6 protein-coding genes are annotated in these 2427 nt (G+C 61.2%); 5 read left to right on the top strand and 1 reads right to left on the bottom strand.

Annotated elements, in window-relative coordinates; genetic code table 11:
- The 4 genes from MOV61_RS29530 to MOV61_RS29515 form a co-directional block, all read left to right on the top strand.
- Positions 1-133: dihydrodipicolinate reductase C-terminal domain-containing protein (locus tag MOV61_RS29530; RefSeq protein WP_309493881.1), on the top strand; the 133-nt coding region annotated here is incomplete at its 5' end.
- Positions 134-158: 25 nt separating this feature from the next.
- Positions 159-794, top strand: a complete 636-nt coding sequence (locus MOV61_RS29525) for a 2,3-bisphosphoglycerate-dependent phosphoglycerate mutase (protein WP_247139123.1) — start codon at positions 159-161, stop codon at positions 792-794.
- 51 nt (positions 795-845) lie between these two features.
- Positions 846-1139, top strand: coding sequence for a hypothetical protein (locus MOV61_RS29520; protein WP_309493880.1), 294 nt, complete (start codon positions 846-848; stop codon positions 1137-1139).
- Positions 1136-1414: a type II toxin-antitoxin system RelE/ParE family toxin gene (locus MOV61_RS29515; protein ID WP_247038917.1), complete on the top strand. Its 279-nt coding sequence runs from the start codon at positions 1136-1138 to the stop codon at positions 1412-1414. Before MOV61_RS29520 ends, MOV61_RS29515 begins: the two co-directional genes overlap by 4 nt.
- A gap of 6 nt (positions 1415-1420) precedes the next feature.
- Here MOV61_RS29515 and phnF read toward each other — a convergent pair whose 3' ends face one another.
- Positions 1421-2161 (bottom strand): phosphonate metabolism transcriptional regulator PhnF, encoded by a 741-nt coding sequence (phnF, locus tag MOV61_RS29510; RefSeq protein WP_247139122.1) that lies wholly within the window; start codon positions 2159-2161, stop codon positions 1421-1423.
- 84 nt (positions 2162-2245) lie between these two features.
- On the opposite strand from phnF, the gene MOV61_RS29505 reads away from it, so the two are divergent.
- Positions 2246-2427 (top strand): phosphonate C-P lyase system protein PhnG (locus MOV61_RS29505; RefSeq protein WP_247139121.1); only part of this gene is annotated, 182 nt, incomplete at its 3' end.

Raw genomic sequence — 2427 nt, 5'->3', positions numbered from 1 at the left:
CGAACTGGTGACGCTCTCGCACAGCGCGCGCGACCGCTCGATCTTCGCCCGCGGCGCGGTTGCCGCAGCGCTCTGGGCGCGCGACAAGAAGCCCGGCCACTATTCCATGCTCGACGTGCTCGGGCTTTCCTGAAAATCTTCCCGGAGGAATTCATCCCATGAGCGGAACTCTCGTCCTTGTGCGCCACGGCCAGAGCGACTGGAATCTCAAGAACCTTTTCACAGGCTGGCGCGATCCGGATCTGACGCCGCTCGGCATCCAGGAAGCCGAGGCCGGCGGCGAAGCGCTGGCAGCAACGGGCATCAAGTTCGACATCGCCTTCACCTCGGTGCTGAAGCGCGCCCAGGACACGTTGAAGATCGTCCTCGACAAGGTCGGCCAGCCGGGTCTTGAGACGATCCGCGACCAGGCGCTCAACGAGCGCGACTACGGCGATCTTTCCGGCCTCAACAAGGACGATGCCCGCGCCAAATGGGGCGAGGAACAGGTGCATATCTGGCGCCGTTCCTATGACATTCCGCCGCCGGGTGGCGAAAGCCTGCGCGATACCGGCGCCCGCGTCTGGCCCTATTACATGACGGAAATCCTGCCGCGAGTGCTGCGCGGCGAAAAGGTCCTCGTCGCCGCGCACGGCAACTCGCTTCGCTCGCTGGTGATGGTGCTCGACCGGCTCAGCAAGGAAGAAATCCTCAAGCTCAACCTCGCGACCGGCGTGCCGATGGTCTACACGCTCAAGGCCGATTCGACCGTCGCTTCCAAGGACATTCTCGGCGACATGTCCGGCGCGCACTGAGCTTTTGCTTTCAAAACATCCATGTGTTACACTGTACTGACAGCGTAACACATGGATTTGAAGATGACTGAGGCCACATTCACGTTCCGCGTCGAGGAAGAGCTGAAAGCCGCGTTCACTGAGGCTGCGAAAGCCGACGATCAGACAAGCGCGCAGTTGTTGCGCAAGTTCATGCGCGACTATATCAAGCAGCAGCAAGAAGCTGCGGATTACGATGTTTGGTTTCGCCAAAAGATCCAGAAGGCGATAGATTCGGCGAATGCCGGTGACCTTCTTTCCGAAGATGACGTCGAAACCGAATTCGCTGCCTTACGGGAAGAGGCGCGGAAGTCGTCCGCTCAATGAAGCTTCTCTGGACGCCGCAAGCGCGCCGCGACCGCAGAACAATTTTTGACTACATTCGCCCTGAAAATCCGATGGCCGCGGCAGCCATGGACGATCAGTTTGCAATGGCGGCAGGCCAACTCTCCCGCCATCCCTATTCGGGGCGTCCCGGCCGTGTTTCTGGAACGCGTGAACTCCTCGCCCATCCCAGTTATCTGATGATCTATGACGTGCACGAAGGCGCGGTGCGGATTTTAGGTATCATCCATACCGCCCGCCAATGGCCGCCCGAATAGGCGACTTCAATTCTCGATCGTGAACTGCACCATATCGGCCGGAAAGCGGCTGACGGCGTATTGGACCGGCACGCCTTCGGTATCGGTATTGAGCGCGCGGGCGACGAGGATGATGGCTCCCGGCGATAGCTGCAGGTCGGCGAGATCCGCCCCGTCCGCATGGGTAGCCGTCACTTCCGTCGAGACGCGCAGATAATCCGAGAGGCCGAGCATCCGGAATGCGACCGTGATCGAACCGCTTTTGCTGTAGGCCTCCTCAATGCCGCTGAAACGGTCGGCCGGAAACCAGGTCGTCGAGCGGGAAACCGGGCGGTGATCCGCCTTCCTCAGCGTTTCCAGCCGGATCACCGGCGTGCCTTCGGGAATGCGCAGCCTGGCCGACAGATCGGTCGAGGCCGGCTCCTGTGCCGAATGAAGCAGCAGGCCCTCCTTTTCCCGCGCCTGGTCGCCGATACCCTCGCTGAACCTTGTGCGCCGCGTGATCGGGAAATTCAGCCGTTCCTTGCGCTCGATCAGCGTGCCACGCCCCTGCACGGAACGGACGATGCCTTCCTGGGCGAGAGCGGCAAGCGCGCTTCTCACCGTATGGCGATTGACGCCGAATTGCGCAGCCAGCGTGAATTCCGGCGGCACCTTGCCGGTCGCGTCGTAGTCGCCGTTGGCGATCGAGGCGCGAATGCGATCGGCGATCTGACGCCAGAGCGCCACGCCGTTTTGCCGATGAACGTTTGCCTGCCCCGTATCCATGTCACACGCTTGTTATATGCGGAAGTTAGTAGTATAGGTAACTTGTATGGTTGTCTATATTAATAGACATTTTGGAGCTTGGCAATGGACCTGGCGAAACAAATCGGGCCGAACGCGGGAACCACCGGGCGCCGCCGTGCGGTTGGCCTGCTTGCGCGGGCGATGACGGACGAATTGCGCGCCGCCTGGGACAAGCTTCCGGCCAAACCGGAGGTCAAGCCCGTACGTGGGCCGGAGACCGGACTGGTGATGATCCGCGGCCGCAT

Origin of the sequence: Neorhizobium sp. BETTINA12A, from assembly GCF_023006485.1 — a bacterium.
Classification (GTDB): Bacteria; Pseudomonadota; Alphaproteobacteria; order Rhizobiales; family Rhizobiaceae; genus Neorhizobium.
This window is presented reverse-complemented; position numbering and strand designations above follow the sequence as displayed.

What these genes read in the sequence shown, in the direction of transcription:
- MOV61_RS29525 (WP_247139123.1), top strand. Translation starts at nt 159, where the DNA reads ATGAGCGGAACTCTCGTCCTTGTGCGCCACGGCCAGAGCGACTGGAAT.
- MOV61_RS29520 (WP_309493880.1), top strand. Translation starts at nt 846, where the DNA reads ATGGATTTGAAGATGACTGAGGCCACATTCACGTTCCGCGTCGAGGAA.
- MOV61_RS29515 (WP_247038917.1), top strand. Translation starts at nt 1,136, where the DNA reads ATGAAGCTTCTCTGGACGCCGCAAGCGCGCCGCGACCGCAGAACAATT.
- phnF (WP_247139122.1), bottom strand. Translation starts at nt 2,161, where the DNA reads ATGGATACGGGGCAGGCAAACGTTCATCGGCAAAACGGCGTGGCGCTC.